General features: G+C 73.1%; 11 protein-coding genes. 4 read left to right on the top strand and 7 right to left on the bottom strand.

The genetic code is table 11. The features are described 5' to 3' along the window. Positions 1-24 precede the first annotated feature (24 nt). Positions 25-720, bottom strand: coding sequence for a TetR/AcrR family transcriptional regulator (locus J5Y04_RS08975; protein WP_307853009.1), 696 nt, complete (start codon positions 718-720; stop codon positions 25-27). A 366-nt stretch (positions 721-1,086) separates the two neighbouring features. Between J5Y04_RS08975 and J5Y04_RS08980 the strand changes: the two genes are divergently transcribed. The 4 genes from J5Y04_RS08980 to J5Y04_RS08995 all read left to right on the top strand — a co-directional run bounded on the left by J5Y04_RS08980 (position 1,087) and on the right by J5Y04_RS08995 (position 5,660). Continuing rightward, a complete protein-coding gene (locus J5Y04_RS08980) occupies positions 1,087-2,082 on the top strand; it encodes a tetratricopeptide repeat protein (RefSeq protein WP_209411323.1) in 996 nt (331 codons plus the stop codon). 770 nt (positions 2,083-2,852) lie between these two features. Continuing rightward, a complete protein-coding gene (locus tag J5Y04_RS08985; protein WP_209411325.1) occupies positions 2,853-3,518 on the top strand; it encodes a DUF6230 family protein in 666 nt (221 codons plus the stop codon). Between the two features lie 133 nt (positions 3,519-3,651). Beyond that, positions 3,652-4,266 carry a DUF6114 domain-containing protein gene (locus J5Y04_RS08990; RefSeq protein ID WP_209411326.1) on the top strand — a complete coding sequence of 205 codons (615 nt, stop codon included), beginning with the start codon at positions 3,652-3,654 and terminating at the stop codon, positions 4,264-4,266. Next, positions 4,263-5,660, top strand: coding sequence for a hypothetical protein (locus tag J5Y04_RS08995; RefSeq protein WP_209411327.1), 1,398 nt, complete (start codon positions 4,263-4,265; stop codon positions 5,658-5,660). The genes J5Y04_RS08990 and J5Y04_RS08995 overlap by 4 nt, the downstream gene beginning before the upstream one ends. 83 nt (positions 5,661-5,743) lie before the next feature. Here the strand turns inward: J5Y04_RS08995 and pyk are convergent, their stop codons facing one another. The 6 genes from pyk to J5Y04_RS09025 form a co-directional block, all read right to left on the bottom strand. Beyond that, positions 5,744-7,171, bottom strand: a complete 1,428-nt coding sequence (pyk, locus tag J5Y04_RS09000) for a pyruvate kinase (RefSeq protein ID WP_209411329.1) — start codon at positions 7,169-7,171, stop codon at positions 5,744-5,746. A 108-nt stretch (positions 7,172-7,279) separates the two neighbouring features. After that, complete coding sequence (locus J5Y04_RS09005; protein WP_209411331.1) at positions 7,280-8,494, bottom strand: acetate kinase; 1,215 nt, start codon at positions 8,492-8,494, stop codon at positions 7,280-7,282. Continuing rightward, positions 8,491-10,623 carry a phosphate acetyltransferase gene (pta, locus tag J5Y04_RS09010; RefSeq protein WP_209411333.1) on the bottom strand — a complete coding sequence of 711 codons (2,133 nt, stop codon included), beginning with the start codon at positions 10,621-10,623 and terminating at the stop codon, positions 8,491-8,493. Before pta ends, J5Y04_RS09005 begins: the two co-directional genes overlap by 4 nt. A gap of 131 nt (positions 10,624-10,754) precedes the next feature. Further along, positions 10,755-11,438 carry a hypothetical protein gene (locus J5Y04_RS09015; protein WP_209411334.1) on the bottom strand — a complete coding sequence of 228 codons (684 nt, stop codon included), beginning with the start codon at positions 11,436-11,438 and terminating at the stop codon, positions 10,755-10,757. 114 nt (positions 11,439-11,552) lie between these two features. Next, positions 11,553-13,934, bottom strand: coding sequence for a 1,4-alpha-glucan branching enzyme (gene glgB, locus J5Y04_RS09020; RefSeq protein ID WP_307853010.1), 2,382 nt, complete (start codon positions 13,932-13,934; stop codon positions 11,553-11,555). Between the two features lie 226 nt (positions 13,935-14,160). Then, positions 14,161-15,648 (bottom strand): phosphotransferase, encoded by a 1,488-nt coding sequence (locus J5Y04_RS09025; RefSeq protein ID WP_209411335.1) that lies wholly within the window; start codon positions 15,646-15,648, stop codon positions 14,161-14,163. Positions 15,649-15,885 lie beyond the last annotated feature (237 nt).

Consider the following 15,885-nt stretch of genomic DNA (forward strand, 5'->3'; position numbering starts at 1 on the left):
CGCGGGCCCGGGGCAGGCGCGTGCTCAGCCCGCCAGCAGGCTCGGGAACGGTCCGAGCAGCAGGTTGGTGAAGCGCCGGGTCCAGTCGGCGGTGATCGGCTCGCCGCTGACCAGCACCCGGTGCTCGACCGTCCCGGCGATGGTGTCGAAGATGATGTCGATCTCCTCGCCGGCGGTCGCCTCGTCGGCGTCCGGGGCGAGCTCGCCGCGTGCCTGCGCGGCCGCCCGGCCCTGCCGGACGAGCCGCTTCTGCGGGTCGACGATCGCCTCCCGGATCCGCCGCCGCAGCTGACGGTCGCGGGTGCCCTCGGCGAACAGTGCGAGCAGCGCGGCCTGGGTCTCCGGCCGGGCCAGCAGGTCGGCGAACTGGGCGACCACCGCCTCGATGTCGGCCCGCAGGCTGCCGAGGTCGGGCATCACCAGCTCGTCGAAGAGGCTGGCGACGGCGTCCACCACCAGCTCGTTCTTGGACGGCCAGCGGCGGTACAGGGTGGTCTTGGCGACCTTGGCGCGGGTGGCCACGTGGCCCATGGTCAGCCCGCCCCAGCCGAGCTCGGCGAGGGCCTCGCGGGTGGCGTCCAGGATGGCGAGGTCGGCGGCGGCGCTGCGCGGTCTGCCCTTGGCCCGGGTGGTGGTGCCGTCGGTGCCCTCCGGGGCCTGTGGGGGGTCTTCCCGGAGGTCCGGGTGCGCCGGGGTCACGGGGGGCTGGGGGGCCGACACCGGGTCTCCTTGCGGTTTACTGGTAAGTAACATGGGTGGGACCGGTAACGGTAGCGACTCCCCGCCGTCCTGGTCAGCCAGGCCGCCCGGGAAAGTGGGGCAGCTCACGTCCCGGGAACGCCGGATGGGGTTGCGACAGGGGGCCTCGGTCCAGTTACGCTACGACTCGTAGCGAAAGCAGTGACGACCAGGCGCCGTGACCCGTGGGACGGGGCGGCGCGGGCGCGGGTGGGGATCCGCGCCGAACGGTTCAGGCTACCGGGGGACGGGCCGTCCGCCCGGGGATCGGGTGCCGCGCAGCCCGCGCGGGGCGACTTTCCCCGAGGTTGGTGCCCGTCGGCGGCGCGGACGGGGGAGGATAGTGCCATGCAGCCACGGAATTCGCGTCTCAACAGCTCCGCCCTGCGCGGTGCGGTCGACCTCGCCGCAGTGAAGGCAGCCGGCGAGGCTGCCCAGAAGGCCGAGCAGGCCCGGGCCGAGCGGGCCCGTCAGGCGGCCGCCGCCGAAGCGTCCGGTGTGGCGGCCCCCCAGGCCCCGTACGAGCTCGTCATCGACGTCACCGAGGACACCTTCGAGACCGAGGTCGTCCAGCGTTCCACCGAAGTGCCGGTGGTCATCGACTTCTGGGCCGAGTGGTGCGGGCCCTGCAAGCAGCTCAGCCCGATCCTGGAGCGCCTGGCCGAGGAGTACGCCGGCCGGATCGTGCTCGCCAAGATCGACGTCGAGGCCAACCAGCTGATCGCGCAGCAGTTCGGCATCCAGGGCATCCCGGCCGTGATGGCCGTGGTGGCCGGCCAGCTGGTGCCGCTGTTCCAGGGCGCCGAGAGCGAGGCCAACGTCCGCAAGGTGCTGGACCAGCTGATCCTGGTCGCCGAGCAGCGCTTCGGCGTGGCCGGCGGCGCCGGCGCGCCGGCCGGGGAGCCGGGCGAGGCCGCGCCGTACGTGCCGGAGGACCCGGCGCTGGCGGCCGCGCACGAGGCGCTCGACCGGGGGGACCTCGGCGGCGCGATCCAGGCCTACCAGAACGTGCTGGCCGACCAGCCGGGCAACACCGAGGCCCGGCTCGGCCTGGCCCAGGCGCAGCTGCTGCGCCGGGTGGAGGGGCTGGACCTGCAGGCCGTCCGGGCCGCGGCCGCGGCGAGCCCGAAGGACGTCGCGATCCAGCTCCAGGCGGCCGACCTGGACCTGGTCGGCGGGCACGTCGAGGACGCCTTCGGGCGCCTGGTGGACACCGTCGGACGGACCTTCGGCGAGGACCGCGACACCGCCCGGCTCCGGCTGCTGGAGCTGTTCGAGGTGATCGGCGCGGACGACCCGAGGGTGACGGCGGCGCGCACCGCGCTGGCCCGCGTCCTGTTCTGAGCCGGTTTCGGACTTCTGACCCGGTTTCGGGCTTCCGGCCCGGAGCGGACCGGTTTCGGATCACGGTCCGTAACCCTTTCGCCGGTCCGTACTGGCACGGCGGGTGACCTGCGGTGTCGCTGGAGATTTGGCGACAATCCGGTCATCGCGTCAGAGGTTTACCAAATCTTGACAACGCCCGTGGGTGGTCACTTCGCGTGACCACCCACGGGTGTTTCGCTGCTGTTTCCGGCGGATTTCGCCGTCACGATTCCTTCAATTCGTCACTCAGGGTGCACGAGCGGAAATTTTCATGATCGTCGGCACTGGATGTTGGATTACCCGTCAGTAATGAACCCCTTGTGCTTCGCCCGGGATTCAAGCAGCATCGGCGACGCCCGGTCCCAGACTCCACCCCGCCGACAGCCGGTCGGCGCGACGGAGCGAAGGATCCCCACCGGGTGAGCCGTCGGCCCTGGCCGGCGGCAGGGAGGGCAGGGGGGTATCCGCGGTCCCACGGCGGTTCCTGTCCTTCGATCCGGCCGCGCGGCCCGCGCGGTCGCTGGTTGTCGCTCGGGGGTGATCGCCGATGTCGTCGGTCCTGCCCGCCGCCCCGCAAGGGTGGCCGGTGAAGGGACGGGAGTGCCGCTGTGTGCCGGCCGCTCCCGCGTCCGACGACGCCGAAGGCGCTCTCCGCTACCGAGGACGTAGCTCTCTCCCATCCCAGGCCCCCACCGGTGCGGGACGCACCGCCGGGCGCCGGAGATGTACGTCCTAGAAGGAGGACTCGCATGTCCCAGACCTACGGCAAGACCCGCTGGAAGCGCTTCGCCCTCGTGATGGTGCCGGGCATCGCCGCCACCGCCGCGGTCGGCGTCGCGATGGCCAACAACGCGCTGGCGGCTTCGTTCAGCGTCTCCGGCCAGAACTTCAAGGTCACCGCGCAGGAGCTGCACGGCACGAACTTCGCGCAGTTCGGCTCGCTCGACGCCGAGACCAATGGCACGCCGCACCCGGTCGCCGTCTCGGCGTTCGACGACGCCACGATCAAGGGTCTCTGCCAGTCGGTGGTGACCGACCCGAACATCATCCCCGGCCTGCCGTGGAAGCTGCCCAAGATCACCCTGCGCCTCGAGGCCGGCCAGAGCGACGACGTCGCGAAGCAGGTCTCCGCGAAGAACCTGCTGATCGACCTCGACCAGCTGAGCGCGGACGCCACCTTCACCAACATCAACATCGGCCAGGACGCCTCCACCCTGAAGGGCACCGCCACCCAGGGCTGGAAGTCCAAGCTCGGCACCGGCCTGCCCTCGGGCGGCGTCGGCTTCGCCCAGGCCGCCGACAAGGCCGACCTGACCGACGTCAAGCAGACCGCGTGGGCCACCTCGGCCGGCACCTTCAAGCTCCAGGGCCTGAAGCTCCAGCTGCACACCGACGGCGGGCACGAGTGCTACTAGGCCGTTGACCGGAGGCGGGTCCGCGGACCCGCCTCCGACCACGGCACCCGGGGGGTCGGGGACGGCGCATGCGCCGCCCCCGGCCCTCCCCCTCCCGTTTTTCCCCTCGTTCACACCATCGAGGAGCTGCACCGTGTCCAGCGCCCTTGCCGAGCTGCGGCCCGCCGAGCACGAGAACACCGTCCACTGGGTGCTTCGGGTGTTCCGTCACTTCCGCCGGTCCCGCCCGTTCTGGGGCGGCCTGATGGCCATGATCGCCGGCGTCCCGATCATGTACTTCCCTTACGCCAAACTGTCGTTGAACGGCATGACGGTCACCATGGCGACGACGGCCGGTGCCGGGTCACTGATCATCGGGATCCTGCTGATCGTGCTGGGCCTGACCGCCTGGTTCCAGCCGGCCGTCCGCTTCTTCGCGGGCGTCGCCACCATGCTGCTGACGCTGGTCTCGATCCCGGTCTCCAACCTGTCCGGCTTCGGCATGTCGCTGCTGCCGGGCCTGATCGGCGGCGGGCTGATGCTCGCCTGGGCGCCGAACCCGGCCGAGGCGGCCGTCGCCGCCGAGGCCGTTGCCGCGCCCGTCGCCGCCGAGGCCACTGCCGAGGCCGTCGCCGCCCCCGCCGCCGAGGCCGCCACGGCTCCGCTGCCCGCCGTCCCGGGCCAGGCTCAGCCGCCGGTCCTGGACAAGGCTCCGGCCGCCGACGCCACCCTCCCGCAGCAGGCCGGCGGCCCCGAGGAGGCACGGTGACCTCGCAGGACCAGCAGGGCCGGCCCGTCCTGCCGGAGCAGCGCTCCGGCCGGCACGCGGCACCCCGGACGCCCGTCCGGGTCCGGCTGAGAGGACGCGCGCTGGCGATGGCCGCGGTGCCGACCGCGCTGCTGATGGCCGCCGCCTACACGCCGAACCCGGCGATAGCCGAGCCCGCCGCGGGCAAGCCGTGCGCCTCCGCGCCCGAGTCCGTCCCGGACGTGACGCCGGTGGAGGAGACGCCCGTTCCCAAGAGCGAGCTGACCCCGCCGCCCGGCCCGTCGACGGCGCCCACCGGGGCCGCCGCGACCGCGCCCACGACCGCACCGACCGGTGCGCCGACGGCCGGTGCGCCGACGACCGCTCCGACGGCGCCCGCCCCGACGACGCCCGCCGCCCCGGCCGCGACGACCGCGCCGGTGAAGCCGACCGGTGCCGCGACCCAGCCGCCCGCCGTCCGCTCCGGCGCCACCGGCGGCCAGGGGGGCGTGGTGCAGGCCGGGCTCATCGACGACCTGATCGGCGGCGTCACCAACCTGATCCACCCGAGTGCTTCGCCGAGCGCCTCGGCCGCGCCGTCGGCCGCCGCAGGCGCCCGTGCGGCCGCGCCGCAGGCCCCGGCCCCGCAGGCCGTCCAGACGCAGCCGGCACAGACCACGGCCGCGCCGCAGGCCCCCGCGCCGGGAGCCACCACGGCCGCGCAGCCCACGGGGACCGCGCAGAGCACGGGGGCCGGGCAGACGACGCCCTCCCCGAAGGCGTCCACCGGCGGCAGGGCGACCCCGAAGGCGACGCCGTCCGCGGGCGCCACCGCGACCCCGTCGGCCACCGGCACGCCGACCGCCAACCCGAACTGCGACGTGGACGCCCGCGGTCTGACCGCCGGGGCGGCCGCGCCCGGGCACGTCGTCCCGGAGCAGAACTGGACGCTGAAGAGCAGCCGCCTCGGCCTGCACGGCGCGGCCTTCCACGGCGTCTACGACGTGCGGACGCCCACCGGCACCAAGCGGGTGCTGAAGTTCGTGGTCAACAGCGTCGACATCGAGAACCTCGACATGTCGACACTGGAGGGCAACGGCAAGACCTTCCACGTCAAGGGCGCCCCGGGCTCGACCTCGACGATGCGCAACGGCCAGGTCACGATGTACGTGGAGCGGCTCTCCGGCCACCTCTCGAAGGTGCTCGGCCTGCCGGTCCCGATCGACCTGGGCGAGATCACCCTCACGCCGGACACCCTGCCGCGCTGGCTCTACGACCTGATCGGTGCGATCCCGATCCCGCTGGACCTGGAGCTCACCGGCGTCACGGCCAAGCAGGCCGGCCAGTTCGGCGGCACGCTCAAGATCCCCGGCATGAAGATGTACAACGACGACGAGCCGTACAGCGACAAGTAGGCGCGCCAGGCCGTGCAGACGCCCGTGGGGCGGCCCCTCCGGTGAGGAGGGACCGCCCCACGGGCGTCTTCCGGCGCGGGCGGTTACTCGCTCCGGGTGCCCAGGTGGTGCACCTGGACCATGTTGGTGTTGCCGGGGACGCCGGGCGGGGAGCCGGCGGTGACGATGACGGTGTCGCCCTCGTTCAGCTCGCCGATGCGCAGCAGCTCGCGGTCGACCTGGGCCACCATCGCGTCGGTGGAGCCGACCTGCTCGGTGACGTGCGCCTCGACGCCCCAGCTCAGCGAGAGCTGGTTGCGGGTGGCGTTGTCCGGGGTGAACGCGATCACCGGGATCGGCGAACGGTACCGGGAGAGGCGGCGCGCGGTGTCACCGGACTTGGTGAACGCGACCAGCGCCTTGCCGTTGAGGAAGTCACCCAGCTCGCACGCGGCGCGGGCGATGGAGCCGCCCTGGGTGCGCGGCTTGCGGCCCGGGTTCAGCGGCTGGAGGCCCTGGGAGAGCAGCTCCTCCTCGGCCTTCTCGGCGATCCGGCTCATGGTGCGCACGGTCTCGACCGGGTACTTGCCGACGCTGGACTCGGCGGAGAGCATCACCGCGTCGGTGCCGTCCAGGATGGCGTTGGCGACGTCGGAGACCTCGGCGCGGGTCGGGCGCGAGGCGTGGATCATCGACTCCATCATCTGGGTGGCGACGATGACCGGCTTCGCGTTGCGGCGGGCCAGGGTGATCAGCTGCTTCTGGACCAGCGGCACCCGCTCCAGCGGGTACTCGACGGCCAGGTCGCCACGGGCCACCATGATGGCGTCGAAGGCGAGGACGATCTCCTCCATGGCCTCGACGGCCTGCGGCTTCTCGATCTTGGCGATGACCGGCACGCGGATGCCGACCTCGTCCATGACCGCGTGGACGTCCTTGATGTCGGCCGCGTTGCGGACGAAGGAGAGGGCGACCATGTCGACGCCCAGGGCCAGCGCGAAGCGCAGGTCGTCCTTGTCCTTCTCGGACAGGGCGGGCACGTTCACGGCCGCGCCGGGGAGGTTGATGCCCTTGTTGTTCGAGAGCACGCCGCCCTCGACGACGACGGTCTTCACGCGGGGGCCGTCGACGCTGACGACCTCCAGGGCGATGACGCCGTCGTTGATCAGGATCGGGTCGCCGGGCTTGACGTCGCCGGGCAGGCCCTTGTAGGTGGTGCCGCAGATGTGCTGGTCACCGGGGACGTCCTCGGTGGTGATGGTGAACTCGTCGCCGTTGTCGACGGTCACCGGACCGTTGGCGAAGGTCGCCAGACGGATCTTGGGACCCTGGAGGTCGGCCAGGACGCCGATGGCCTTGCCGGTGTCCTCCGAGACCTGGCGGACCTTGCGGTACCGCTCCTCGTGGTCCGCGTGGGTGCCGTGGCTCATGTTCAGTCGGGCGACGTTCATGCCCGCCTCGACGATGGCCTTCAGCTGTTCGTAGGAGTCCGTCGCGGGACCCAGGGTGCAGACAATTTTCGCTCGGCGCATATGGATCAGTCTATCCGTTCGTGTTATAGGTGCATTCGGCACGAATCGAGAGGAATCGCCGACGAAGGATTCCGAGGGGCGAGACGACGGTGCGTCACTGCCCGGACTTCACCGGCCGGACTGCTGGTGCACCAGGGCGAAGGCCTGTCGCGCGATCTCCAGTTCCTCGTCGGTGGGCACCACGGCGACCGCCACCCGGGAGTAGGCGGGGGAGACGATCCGGGCCTCGCCGGAGCGCACCGAGTTCAGCTCGGGGTCCACCGCGATGCCCAGCGCCTCCAGTCCGGCCGTGGCCGCCGCCCGCACCGGCGCCGCGTTCTCGCCGACACCCGCCGTGAAGGCGATCGCGTCCACCCGGCCCAGGATCGCGTAGTAGCCGCCGATGTACTTGCGCAGCCGGTGGACGTAGGCGTCGAACGCCAGCCGGGCGTCGGCGTCGCCCTCGTCCGCCCGGCGCATGATCTCGCGCATGTCGTTGTCGCCGCACAGGCCCAGCAGGCCGCTGCGGCGGTTGAGCAGGTCGTCGATCTCGTCGACGGAGAGCCCGCCCACCCGGTGCAGGTGGAACACCACGCCCGCGTCGATGTCACCCGAACGAGTGCCCATGACCAGGCCCTCCAGCGGGGTGAGGCCCATCGAGGTGTCCACGCACCGGCCGCCGGCCACCGCGGAGGCCGAGGCGCCGTTGCCCAGGTGCAGCACGATCACGTTGACCTCGGCCGGGTCCTTGCCGAGCAGCCGGGCGGTGGCCCGCGAGACGTACTGGTGCGAGGTGCCGTGGAAGCCGTAGCGGCGCACCCGGTGCTCGTCCGCGACCGCCTTGTCCACCGCGTACCGGGCCGCGTGCTCGGGCATCGAGGCGTGGAAGGCGGTGTCGAAGACGGCCACCTGCGGCAGGTCCGGGCGCAGCGCGCGGGCCACCTCGATGCCGGTGATGTTGGCCGGGTTGTGCAGCGGGGCGACGGGGATCAGGCGGCGGATCTCCCGGAGCACCTCGTCGGTGATCACGGTCGGCTCGGTGAACCGCAGGCCGCCGTGGACCACCCGGTGGCCGATCGCGGCCAGCTCGGGGGAGTCCAGCCCGACGCCGTCGGCGGCCAGCTCCTCGGCGACGGCCTTCAGGGCGGCGGAGTGGTCGGCGAAGACCTGGACGGCCTCCCGCCGCTCCCCGCCGCGCGGCGCGTGCAGCAGCCGGCCGCCGGCCTCGCCGATCCGCTCGACCAGCCCGGAGGCCAGGCGGGTGCCGTCGAGCATGTCGATCAGCTGGTACTTCACCGAGGACGAGCCGGCGTTCAGGACCAGGACCCGCGTACCTTCGCTCATGCCTGCACTCCTTCGGCGCGTTCCTGGGACTGGATGGCGGTGATCGCGACCGTGTTGACGATGTCCTCGACCAGCGCGCCGCGCGACAGGTCGTTGACGGGCTTGCGCAGGCCCTGGAGGACCGGGCCGACCGCCACCGCGCCGGCCGAGCGCTGGACCGCCTTGTAGGTGTTGTTGCCGGTGTTGAGGTCCGGGAAGATCAGCACGGTGGCCCGGCCGGCCACCGGCGAGCCGGGCAGCTTGGCGGCCGCCACGTGGGCGTCCACCGCCGCGTCGTACTGGATCGGACCCTCGACCAGGATGTCGGGGCGCAGCTCGCGGACGATCTCGGTGGCCTTGCGGACCTTGTCGACGTCGGCGCCGGAGCCCGAGGTGCCGGTCGAGTAGGAGAGCATCGCGACCCGCGGCTCGACGCCGAACTGGGCGGCGGTGGCGGCGGACTGGATGGCGATGTCGGCGAGCTGCCGGGCGTCCGGGTCGGGGTTGACGGCGCAGTCGCCGTAGACCAGCACCCGGTCGGCGAGGCACATGAAGAAGACGCTCGACACGATGGCCGCGCCCGGCGAGGTCTTGATCACCTCGAAGGCGGGCCGGATGGTGGCGGCGGTGGAGTGCTGCGCGCCGGAGACCATGCCGTCGGCGATGCCCTCCTGGACCATCAGGGTGCCGAAGTAGCTGACGTCGGTCACCACGTCCAGCGCCCGCTCGACGGTCATCCCCTTGTGCGCGCGCAGGCGGGCGTACAGCTCGGCGAACTGGCGGCGCAGCGGGCTGGTGGCCGGGTCGACGATCCGGACCTGGGCGCGGTCGACGTCCGGCTCCTCTGCCGGCAGGCCGATGCCGAGCGCGGCGGCCTTGCGGCGTACGGCGTCCGCGTCCCCGAGCAGGGTGAGGTCGCAGATGTTGCGGCGGAGCAGGATCTCGGCGGCGCGCAGCACCCGTTCCTCGGTGCCCTCGGGCAGGACGACGTGCCGGCGCGACGAGCGGGCCCGTTCCAGCAGCTCGTGCTCGAACATCATCGGGGTCACCCGCTCGGACCGGCCGACCTCGATCCGGGTGGTCAACTCGGCGGTGTCCACGTGCAGTTCGAAGAGTCCGAGGGCTATCTCGGCCTTCCGGGGGCTGGCCGAGGAGAGCTTGCCCTCCAGATGGGTGAGGGTGGCGGCGGTGGGCCAGCTGCCCTCGGGGACGACCGCGACCGGCGTGCCCGGGGCGAGCCGGGCGGCCAGCGCCATCACGTTCGGGCCGGGGTGCTGGCCGAGCGTCAGCAGGACGCCGGCGATCGGCGGGGCGCCGGCGGCGTGCGCGGCCAGCGAGCCGATCACCAGGTCGGCACGGTCCCCGGGGGTGACGACGAGGGCGCCCTCGGTCAGCGCGTCGAGGAAGGTCGGCAGCATGGCGCCGCCGAAGACGAAGCCGCGGACGTCCCGGGCCAGGCCGGCCGCGTCGCCGATCAGCACCTCGGCCCCGGTCGCCTCGACCAGCTGGGCGACGGTCGGCGCGGCCAGCGCCGGCTCCTCGGGGATCACGTACGCGGGGACCGGCAGCTTCTCGGTGAGCGTGCGCTGGATCCGCTGCTTGGCGCCGGGAGCGACCCGGTTGGTGATCATCGCCAGGGTCGCGCAGCCGAGGTCGGTGTACGCGCGGTGGGCGTTGCGGACCTCGGCGATCACGGCCTGGGCGTCCTCGGCGTGCCCGCCGACCACGGGGAGGACGGCGGCGCCGAACTCGTTGGCGAGCCGGGCGTTGAAGGCCAGCTCGTCCGGGATGTTGGTGTCCGCGAAGTCGGTGCCGAGCACCAGGACCGCCTGGCAGCGCCGCTCCACCGCGCGGAACCGGTCGACCAGGACGGAGACCAGCTCGTCCTGCCCCTGGGCGGCCTGGAGGGCGGCGGCCTCCTCGTAGGTGAGGCCGTACAGTTCGGCGGGCCCGAGGTCCAGCCGGTAGCGGGTGCGGAGCAGCTCGACGACGTGGTCCGAGCCCGGTTCGCCCGGTGCGTGCGCGTGCACCAGGGGGCGGAACACCCCGACCCGGTCCACCTGGCGGGTGAGCAGTTCCATGACCCCGAGTTCGACCGCCTGCCGGCCGTCGCCCCGGTTGATCCCGGTCACGTACACGCTGCGCGCCACGTGGCTCTCTCCGTCCCGTCGTCTCAGAGGATGGTCATATCGACCATACCTTCGCACCGCGAATGCCCGTCCGCGAGCAGGAGGGCCCCGTCGGTGCAAGGGACGAAGGTCACCCCGGGAGGGGCGGGAGGTCAGGGTCGGATGTCCGCGTTGGTCGGCTCCGAACCGGCCAGCTCCACCGACACCCCGAGGGGGCTCTCGCTGATCCAGACCTCCGACAGCCGCGTGTCCACCAGCCAGCCGTGCCGGCGCAGAAGGGTGTTGCTGGGCCCGGGGCGCCAGCCGTCGGTGGCGAGGTGCCTCCGTAGGCGGTCGGCCACTTCGGCGGGCGGCAGGCCGGCGGTGCTGACGATCGTGAGAGTGCGGGAGCAGAAGTTGGAGCCGCAGTAGCCGTCGGTGCTCCGCGCGGTCAGTCCGGGCGGCATCGACACTTCCTCGGCACTCGGCAGGAAGGCCTCGTAGGAGAGGAAGGGGCCGCAGACGAAGCAGATGACGGTCCCGATCAGGGTATGGGCGCAGATCGCGACGGCCGCCCCGCCGGTGGGGTCGAAGGACTCCCCCTTCGGCCGGGGGCCCCGCAGTCGCCGCTCGACCAGCACGCCCACCAGGATCACCAGGCCGGCCGCGAACGGGTACCCGGCCTCGATCTCGGCCGTGGCGCGGGTGAAGTACCAGTCGCACTCCAGGCCGACCAGGACCATCGCCAGGCCCGCCAGGACGGTGAACACCGCCACTGCGACCACCCGGGTGCGCGTCACCACCGCCCAGCAGACCAGTGGCAGCAGGAGGTAGACCCACCCCAGAATCATCAACACGTGTCAGGCCCCCGCCTGCTGACGATCGATCTCGGGCGGCGAGCCTAGGGGCGGGCCGCGGCCGGACGCAATGGTCCGGCCGCGGCCGATCCGCCGCGGTGCCGGTCGGGCCGGTCAGGCCGGGCGGAGCCAGAGGGTGGCGAGCGGGGGGAGGACCAGCTCGGCGCTGCGCGGCTGGCCGTTCCACTGGACGGGCTCGGCCTTCACGGGGCGGGAGTTGCCGATGCCGGCGCCGCCGTAGGTCTCGGCGTCGGTGTTCAGCACCTCCTCCCAGAGCTGTTCGCGGCCGTCGAGGGCGGGCAGGCCGACCCGGTGGCCGTGGCGGACGACGGGGGAGAAGTTGCAGACGGCGACCAGCGGGGTGCCGTCGGCGGCGTACCGGACGAAGGAGAGCAGGTTGTCCTCGGCGGCGCCGCCGTCGAGCCAGCGGAAGCCGTCCGGGGTGGTGTCCTGCTCCCAGAGGGCGGGGGCGTCGAGGTACTGCCGGTTGAGGTCGCGCACGAGGCGGCGCACGCCGAGGTGGTCGCCGGCCGCCGGCCACTGCTCGTCGAGCACCCACCACTGCGGGCCGCTCTCGTGGTCCCACTCCGCGCCCTGGGCGAACTCCTGCCCCATGAAGAGGAGTTGCTTGCCGGGGTGGGCCCACATGAAGCCGAGGTAGGCGCGGTGGTTGGCGCGCTGCTGCCACCAGTCGCCGGGCATCTTGGAGACCAGCGCCTGCTTGCCGTGCACCACCTCGTCGTGCGAGATCGGCAGGACGTAGTTCTCCGAGTACGCGTACACCATCGAGAAGGTGATCTCGTTGTGGTGGTACTTGCGGTGCACCGGCTCCTTGGACATGTAGACCAGCGAGTCGTGCATCCAGCCCATGTTCCACTTCAGCCCGAAGCCGAGGCCGCCGCTGTCGGTGGGCCGGGTGACGCCGTCCCAGGCGGTGGACTCCTCGGCGATGGTGACCACACCGGGGCAGCGGCGGTAGACGGTGGCGTTCATCTCCTGGAGGAACGCGGCGGCGTCCAGGTTCTCCCGGCCGCCGTACCGGTTGGGCGTCCAGTCGCCGCCCTCGCGCGAGTAGTCGAGGTAGAGCATCGAGGCGACGGCGTCCACCCGCAGGCCGTCGATGTGGAACTCCTCGCACCAGTACACCGCGTTGGCGACCAGGAAGTTGCGCACCTCGGTGCGGCCGTAGTCGAACTCCAGGGTGCCCCAGTCGGGGTGTTCGGCGCGCAGCGGGTCGGCGGGCTCGTACAGCGGCTCGCCGTCGAAGCGGGCGAGCGCGAAGTCGTCCTTGGGGAAGTGCGCGGGCACCCAGTCGACGATCACGCCGATGCCGTGCCGGTGCAGGGTGTCGACCAGGTACCGGAAGTCGTCGGGGCTGCCGAGCCGGGCGGTGGGGGCGTAGTAGCCGGAGACCTGGTAGCCCCAGGAGCCGCCGAAGGGGTGCTCCATGACCGGCATGAACTCCACGTGGGTGAAGTTCAACCCCTTGAGGTAGCCGGGGAGTTCCTCGGCGATCGCGCGGTAGGAGGTGAGGTCGGGCCGCCAGGACGGCAGGTGCAGCTCGTACACCGACATCGGTGCCCGGTGGTGCGAGGTGCGGGCCCGGCGGGCCATCCACTCGTCGTCCTCCCAGCGGTACGAGGAGGAGGTGACCACCGAGGCGGTGCCGGGCGGGCACTGGGCGGCCCGGGCCAGCGGGTCGGCCTTGTCGAGCACCCAGCCCTGCCGGGTGTGGATCTCGTACTTGTACTGGGTGCCCTCGGCCAGGCCCGGGACGAACAGCTCCCAGATGCCGGACGAGCCGAGCGAGCGCATCGGGTGGCCGGTGCCGTCCCAGTGGTTGAAGTCGCCGATCAGCCGGACGCCGGCCGCGTTGGGCGCCCAGACCGCGAAGGCGGTGCCGCTCACCCCGTCGACGGTGCGCACGTGGGAGCCGAGCGCCTGCCAGAGCTGCTCGTGCCGCCCCTCGGAGATCAGGTGGAGGTCCAGCTCACCGAGGGTGGGCGGGGTGCGGTAGCCGTCGTACTGGGCGACCGGTTCGCCGCCGGCGTACGTCACCAGCAGCCGGTAGTCGGCCGGGCCGCTCTGGTAGAGCTCGGCGCCGGCCAGCAGGCCGGTGAACAGGCCGCCCTGCTGGTGGGTGAGTTCGGCGGGGCCGTGCGCGGTCTCCACCACGACCCGCTCGGCGAACGGGCGCAGCACCCGGATCGCGGTGCCGCCGTGCACCGGGTGCGCGCCGAGGAGGGCGTGCGGGTCGTGGTGCTGCCCGCCGACGAGCCGGTCCACCTCGGACGGCGGCAGCGGCGCCTCGGGCAGCCGCAGGACGCCGCCGGGCACCCCGCCGGGCTCGCCGCCCGGGGCGGGGGCGGGTTGCGCCGCCGTACGCGGCGCGGCCCGGCGGGGCGACGCGGGCTCGCGCCGGGGGGAGTCCGCGTCCGCGAGGAAGGTGGCGGGCACGGTGCGGGTGGTGCGGCCGGGCGGGTCGAGCGGCGTCACGGCTGGTCCTCCTGCGGATTCGGGGTGGCCGCGGATCGTCGGCGGCGGGGTGGGTCCGCTCCGGGGCGGGAGCGGGGCAGGGCGGGAGCGGGGCGGGCGGGGCGGAGCAGGGTGGAGCGGGTCGGACGAGGAGTGGCGGGCGGAGCCCGCCGGGGGACGGGCCGGAGGGGGATCGAGGAGCGGGAGCCGGGGAACCGGGGAGCAGGGGGACAGGCGGCGGACGGGGTCAGACGGTGAGCGCGAGCCGGTTGATCGCGGCCAGCGGGATCGGCAGCCAGCCGGGCCGGTGCCGGGCCTCGTACACCACCTCGTAGACCGCCTTGTCGATCTCCAGCGCGCGCATCAGCTCCGGCGAGGCCGCCGGGTCGGTGCCGCCGCCGGCGGTGTAGCCGGCGCAGAAGGCGGTGCGGTTGCGCTGTGCCCAGGCGGCGGCCAGGTGGGCCAGCTCCGGGTCGTGCGGGCCGCCGGCCAGCAGGTGGGCGGCGGCGTAGTCGAAGGAGCGGAGCATCGCGGCGACGTCCCGCAGCGCGGTCTGCGGTTCGCGCCGTTCGGCGACGGACTTGGCCGGCTCGCCCTCGAAGTCCAGCAGCACCCAGCCGTGCGGGGTGCGCATGGCCTGGCCGAGGTGCAGGTCGCCGTGGATCCGCTGGACCGGCATGCCGTCCGGGTGGGCGTCGGCGAGCTGCTGGAAGGCGGTGCGCAGCGCGGCCCGGTAGCGCATCAGCCCGGGGACGACGGCCACCGCGCTGTCGAGCCGGTCGGCCATCGCGGTGGCCAGCTGCCGGGTCTGGGTGCGGTCCAGCCGGGCGACCGGCATCGAGCGGGCCAGGACCCGGTGCACCTCGGCGGTGGCCCGGCCGAGCCGGTGGGCCTCGATGGCGAAGTTGCCGGGCGACGGGTCGCCCTTGAGCCGGCCGACCTGGTCGAGCGCCAGCTCCCAGCCGTCCTCGGCCTCCGGCAGGTAGCGCTGGAGCAGTCCGAGGGTGGCCGGCTCGGCGCGCTCCAGCCGGCTCTCGAACCAGGCCGCGACCCGGGGGATCCGGGTGGAGCCGGCGCGGGAGAGCGCCAGGGAGAGTTCCAGGTCGGGGTTGGTGCCGGGGTGGATGCGGCGGAAGAGCTTGAGGATGTACGAGGTGCCGTAGATGACCGAGCTGTTGGACTGCTCGGCGGTGGAGGCGCGCCCGGGCAGGTTGGCGGGGAGCCCGGAGCCGGGGGTGCGGCGGAACGACAGGGAGCCGAACCGGTCGCCGGTGGCCAGGTGCTCCAGCAGCCGCCCGGTGAGCTCGGGGTCGTGCACCGCGTCGTAGAGCGCGGCGCCGTCGTACGGGCCCTGGGTGAGCCGGCCGAGGACCGCGGTGGGCTCGATGCCGGCGGGCCCCTGGGAGCGGATGCCGAGCAGCAGTTGGTAGATGTCCCCGTGCGGCGCGCCGGCGGTGGTGGCGTGTTCGACCCGCAGCAGCAGGTGGAGCAGGGCGGGGTCGCCGACCTGGAGCGGGGTGCCGACCACCGGGGTGAGGCCGGTGATGGGCCGCCCCTTGCCGGCGTACCAGCGCTGGGTGGGGAGCCACTCGGCGATGAGCGGCAGGGCCGCCTGGACGAGTTCGCTGACCCCCAGAGCGGTTCTCCGGGCCCCGGCACCGCGGGTGCCCACCGGCACGGGGCCGGCAGGGGTGTCGCGGTGCACGTGGGCTTGAGAACGGGAGGTTTCGGACATGACTCCCTTTCCCCGGAAGCGGGCGGGTGCCCGACGGGTCTGGCCGGGTCCGTCAGTCTTCCGGATTTCGGCGGCGCGGCGGCGACGGCACGCGAGCGGTGCTCAGGTGTCACGCCTTCGTGTGGGTGGCCGTTGGGCTGTTCTCCGTACGCGGTGGTGCAGAGACCTCCGGGGGCGCGTGGGGTTCAACTCGCGCCCCCGGAGGGTTTGGTGGTGCGGGTGGCGCCGGAGCACCCG

Source organism: Kitasatospora sp. RG8, assembly GCF_017813315.1.
Taxonomy (GTDB): domain Bacteria; phylum Actinomycetota; class Actinomycetes; order Streptomycetales; family Streptomycetaceae; genus Kitasatospora.

Coding starts and splice junctions, on each gene's coding strand:
- J5Y04_RS08980 (WP_209411323.1), top strand. CDS start 1,087: ATGCAGCCACGGAATTCGCGTCTCAACAGCTCCGCCCTGCGCGGTGCG.
- J5Y04_RS08985 (WP_209411325.1), top strand. CDS start 2,853: ATGTCCCAGACCTACGGCAAGACCCGCTGGAAGCGCTTCGCCCTCGTG.
- pyk (WP_209411329.1), bottom strand. CDS start 7,171: ATGCGCCGAGCGAAAATTGTCTGCACCCTGGGTCCCGCGACGGACTCC.
- J5Y04_RS09005 (WP_209411331.1), bottom strand. CDS start 8,494: ATGAGCGAAGGTACGCGGGTCCTGGTCCTGAACGCCGGCTCGTCCTCG.
- J5Y04_RS09025 (WP_209411335.1), bottom strand. CDS start 15,648: ATGTCCGAAACCTCCCGTTCTCAAGCCCACGTGCACCGCGACACCCCT.